Annotated in this window: 4 protein-coding genes; all 4 read left to right on the plus strand. The window is 67.9% G+C overall.

Features of this window, described 5'->3' with window-relative positions; translation table 11 throughout:
• The first annotated feature begins 186 nt into the window (after nucleotides 1-186).
• Nucleotides 187-1923, plus strand: a complete 1737-nt coding sequence (gene arc, locus ACO48X_RS08615; protein WP_485001676.1) for a proteasome ATPase — start codon at nucleotides 187-189, stop codon at nucleotides 1921-1923.
• A gap of 16 nt (nucleotides 1924-1939) precedes the next feature.
• The gene (dop, locus tag ACO48X_RS08620) at nucleotides 1940-3496 is read left to right on the plus strand and encodes a depupylase/deamidase Dop (RefSeq protein WP_485001677.1); all 1557 of its coding nucleotides are present in this window, start codon (nucleotides 1940-1942) and stop codon (nucleotides 3494-3496) included.
• A gap of 165 nt (nucleotides 3497-3661) precedes the next feature.
• On the plus strand, nucleotides 3662-3838 hold the full coding sequence (locus tag ACO48X_RS08625; protein WP_009198672.1) for a ubiquitin-like protein Pup: 177 nt from the start codon (nucleotides 3662-3664) through the stop codon (nucleotides 3836-3838).
• The coding region (locus ACO48X_RS08630; RefSeq protein WP_485001678.1) for a proteasome accessory factor PafA2 family protein at nucleotides 3835-4252 on the plus strand (418 nt) is incomplete at its 3' end. The genes ACO48X_RS08625 and ACO48X_RS08630, both read left to right, overlap by 4 nt.

Consider the following 4252-nt stretch of genomic DNA (forward strand, 5'->3'; position numbering starts at 1 on the left):
GGGCGATCCGAGGCAGGACGCCACGGCAGAGCGCTGAAAGAGAAGATCGAGGCAGAGCTTGAAGAACGGGCCAGGGCGAAGGCCCGAAGGCAAGACGGCGGGGGGCCGGAGGCGTCGGAGTGACTCACGATGCCGTGGCTTCAGTCCTAGGCGAATACCATTGACGGGTAAGAACGAAAGGCACCCATGACCGTCCCCAGCCACAACCAGCTCTATGAGCTTCGCCAGCAGGTCGTCTCCTTGGAAGAGAAAAACGAGCGCCTGGCTCAGTCTCTGACAGCCGCGCGCACCCGCATCGAGGAGTTGGGAGCGCAGGTTGACTCCCTGTCCCGCCCTCCCGCATCCTTCGCCACTTTCCTCGAGGCGCACGCCGACGACGGATCCATCGACGCCTATGTAGGCGGGCGAAAAATGAACCTCGCCGCGGCCGCCTCGCTGAGGGCCGAGAGCCTTGCCGTCGGCCAGGAGGTTCGGCTCAACGAATCCCTCGTGGCGGTCGAGGCCGCGGGCTACGAGGAAACCGGAACGATCGTCGGCATCGAGATGCTCGTGGACGAGCGCCGGGCCCTCGTGCGCGTCCACCAAGACGAGCACCGGATCATGCACGTCTCGGGCAAGATAGAGCCCGGAACGCTGCGCGTGGGGGACACCGCGGTCGCCGACATGCGCAACGGCATCGTGCTGGACGTCGTCGAGCGCCCCGACGTCGAGCACCTGCTTCTCGAAGAGGTCCCGGACGTCTCCTACGCGGACATCGGAGGCCTCGGCCCGCAGATCCAACAGATCAAGGACACCGTCGAGCTTCCCTTCGAACAGCCCGAGCTCTACCGGGAGCACGGGCTCAAACCGCCCAAAGGGGTTCTGCTCTACGGGCCCCCCGGATGCGGCAAGACCCTCATCGCTAAAGCGGTGGCCACCTCGCTGGCGGCGAGCATCGCGGTGAAAAAGGGAGGCGAGCGGGCCCGCAGCTACTTCCTCAACATCAAGGGCCCGCAGCTGCTGGACAAATACGTGGGGGAGACGGAGCGGCAGATTCGCGACATTTTCTCCCGCGCGCGCGACCGCGCCGCCGCGGGCATACCCGTCGTCATCTTCTTCGACGAGATGGAAGCGCTCTTCCGCACGCGCGGGTCAGGGATCTCCTCCGACGTCGAAACGACCGTGGTCCCCCAGCTTCTGGCCGAGATAGACGGGGTCGAGGCGCTGCACAACGTCATCGTCGTCGGCGCCTCCAACCGAGAGGACATGATCGATCCGGCGATACTGCGCCCGGGCCGCCTCGACGTGAAGATCCGCATCGAGAGGCCGACGCGCGAGGGGAGCCTCGACATTCTCTCAAAGTATCTGACGGCGGATCTGCCTTTGCGGGCCGAGGCCGTCGAGGCCGAAGGCGGCAGGGAGAACGCCGCGCGGGCGCTGCGGGAGGCCGCCGTCGATGAGCTTTTCGCCCGCGTCCCGAAAAACGAGTACGTCGAGCTTGCGTACTCGAGCGGGGCGCGCGAGGTGCTCTACGTGTCCGACATGGTCTCCGGCGCGCTCCTCGCGGCCGTCGTCGACCGGGCGAAAAAGCTGGCCATCAAGGACTTCCTCGCCACGGGGACGCGGGGCATCGACGTCGAACACGTCCGCGCAGCCGTGCGCGAAGAGGCGCTCGCGGGCGAAGACGTCGCCACGGCGGTCAACCCCGAGGAATGGGCGCGGGTCAACGCCCGCGGACGCGGCGAGCGCATCGTCGACGTCCGGCCCCTTTTCGGCGGAGCTCCCGGCCGGGTCGGCGGGGCGCGGGGCGACGCCGAGGAAACGGATGAAAGGGCGGGGGCTGCCGACGAAAGGCTCGCGCGAGGCGAGTCCGCGGGGGCCGTCGAAGACGGCGGCCGCCCTCTTCGCGAATTCGACCCCGCCAAATCCGGAGGGCTGATCTGATGAGAGGGCTGATCTCATGACTGTGCGCAGAATCGTGGGAATGGAAACCGAATTCGGCATTCTCGAGCCGAGCGAGCCGGGAGCGAGCCCGATCGCCCTCTCGGCCGACCTGGTCGAGGCTTACGGGCGCAGGACCGGCGCCTCGACGGGATGGGACTTCCACGGAGAGGACCCGCTCAACGACGCGAGGGGGTACCGGCTCGACCGCGGGGACGTCCACCCCTCTCTGCTCACGGACTCTCCGGAGGCCTCGGCGCCCGCCTTCGGCGAGGTCGAGCAGATCAGGGACGTTTCGTCGCTGCGCCGCCCGCGGGCGGCGAACCTCGTGCTGACGAACGGAGCTCGCCTCTACGTCGATCACGCGCATCCCGAGTACTCCTCGCCCGAGACGGCTTCGCCGCGCGCGGCCGTCCTTTGGGACCGTGCGGGGGAGGCCGTGGCAATCGAGGCCATGGAGCAGCTTCGCGCCGAGGGGCGCGAGGTCGCGGTCTACAAGAACAACGTCGACGGCAAGGGCGCGGCCTACGGCTCGCACGAGAACTACCTCATGAGCCGGGAGGCCAGCTTCGCCGACGTTGTCAGGTACATGACCCCATTCTTCGTCACGCGCCCGCTCCTGTGCGGCGCCGGGCGGGTGGGGCTCGGCCAGGCCAGCGAGTTCCCGGGATTCCAGATCTCCCAGCGCGCCGACTACGTCGAGAACGACGTCGGCCTGGAGACGACCTTCAATCGGCCGATCATAAACACGCGCGACGAGCCCCATGCAGACTATTCGCTTTACCGCCGGCTGCACGTCATCGGCGGCGACGCCAACCTCTTCGACGTGTCGAACCTGCTGAAGGTCGGCTCGACCTGCGCCGTTTTATGGCTGATCGAGATTGACGAGGTTCCGCTTGCCCTCGACTCGGTTCTCCTTCACTCGCCGGTTGCCGCGGCTTGGCAGGTCTCGCACGACCCTTTCGCGGGGCTCGACATGCACGACGGCTCGACGAAGACGGCCTTGGACATCCAACGCATCTACCTCGACGCCGTCCGCGAGGCAGTCGAGCGCAGGGGCGGAGCCGATCCCGACACCGCCGAGGTCCTCGAATACTGGCAGCTGGTCCTCGACCTGCTCGATCGGCGCGACTGGGACGCCGCGGCCCCGATGGTCGAGTGGGCGGCCAAACGCCGACTCCTCGAAGGGATGCGCGAACGCGGCGGCCTGGCCTGGGACGACGCCAAACTCCGCGCCGTCGATCTGCAATGGCACGATCTGCGGCCCGGCAAGTCGATCGTCGAAAGGCTCGACGCCGCCGGCCAAGTCGCCCGTCTCTTCGGCCGCGACGACGTCGAGCGGGCCGCGGCGCAGGCGCCGAAGGACACCCGCGCATTCCTCAGGGGAGGGCTTGTGGCCAAGTTTCCTTCCGCCGTTCCGGCGGCGGGATGGGACGGCGTCGTCCTCGACGACTCCCGCGAACTCGTGCGTTTGCCGACCCTTCATCCGGACAGGGGGACCGAGGCGCACGTCGGGCAGATGCTCGCTGCGGCGAGCGACCCGGCGGATTTCCTCAGGCGCCTCGGCGCGGGCTGAGAGCCTGGCAATCCCCGTTGGCGGACGAGGCGCCCTTCGCCCGGCCCGACGCACGGGAACGCCGCGCAGCCCCCGCACCGCGGCGTGCGCCCCACGGCGACGGGCTTTCCGCCACACCGCGACGCGCTTTCCACACACATCAATGCAGAAGGAGAAAGACATCCGATGACGCAAGAATTTGCTCAGCCGCGCAAGCGGGTCGAAGAGCAGACCGTTTCCGACATCCCGCAGGCGCACAGGCAAACCTCGGCCGTCGACTCGATCCTCGACGAGATCGACTCCGTTTTGGAAACCAACGCCGAGTCCTTCGTCCAGGGCTTCGTTCAAAAGGGCGGGCAGTGATTCCCCAGCGGATCATGGGCTTGGAGACCGAATTCGGCCTCATGTGCGCCTCCGACTCGGGAGGCGAGCCGCCCCTCGACGTCGAAGCGGCGGCGGCCGAGCTCTTCCGCCCGATTCTCGCGGCGGGCGGCTCGACGAACTCGTTCCTACCCAACGGTGCCCGGCTCTACCTCGACGTCGGCGCCCATCCCGAGTACGCGACTGCCGAATGCCGCTCGGTCGCCGACCTCGTGGCCAACGACCGCGCGGGCGAGCGCCTGTGCGCATCGATGGCCGCGCAGGCCGACTCGCGCCTGGCCTCCAAGGGCGTGGGCGGACGCATCCACCTGTTCAAGAACAACCTTGACGCCGCGGGCAACTCGTTTGGGTGCCATGAGAACTATCTCGTGCGCCGCCGCACCGACTACCGCACCC

It is taken from the genome of Peptidiphaga sp. (assembly GCF_057238965.1).

Bases quoted from the DNA above. Each gene is read 5' to 3' on its own strand.
- arc (WP_485001676.1), top strand. From the start codon at position 187: ATGACCGTCCCCAGCCACAACCAGCTCTATGAGCTTCGCCAGCAGGTC.
- dop (WP_485001677.1), top strand. From the start codon at position 1,940: ATGACTGTGCGCAGAATCGTGGGAATGGAAACCGAATTCGGCATTCTC.
- ACO48X_RS08625 (WP_009198672.1), top strand. From the start codon at position 3,662: ATGACGCAAGAATTTGCTCAGCCGCGCAAGCGGGTCGAAGAGCAGACC.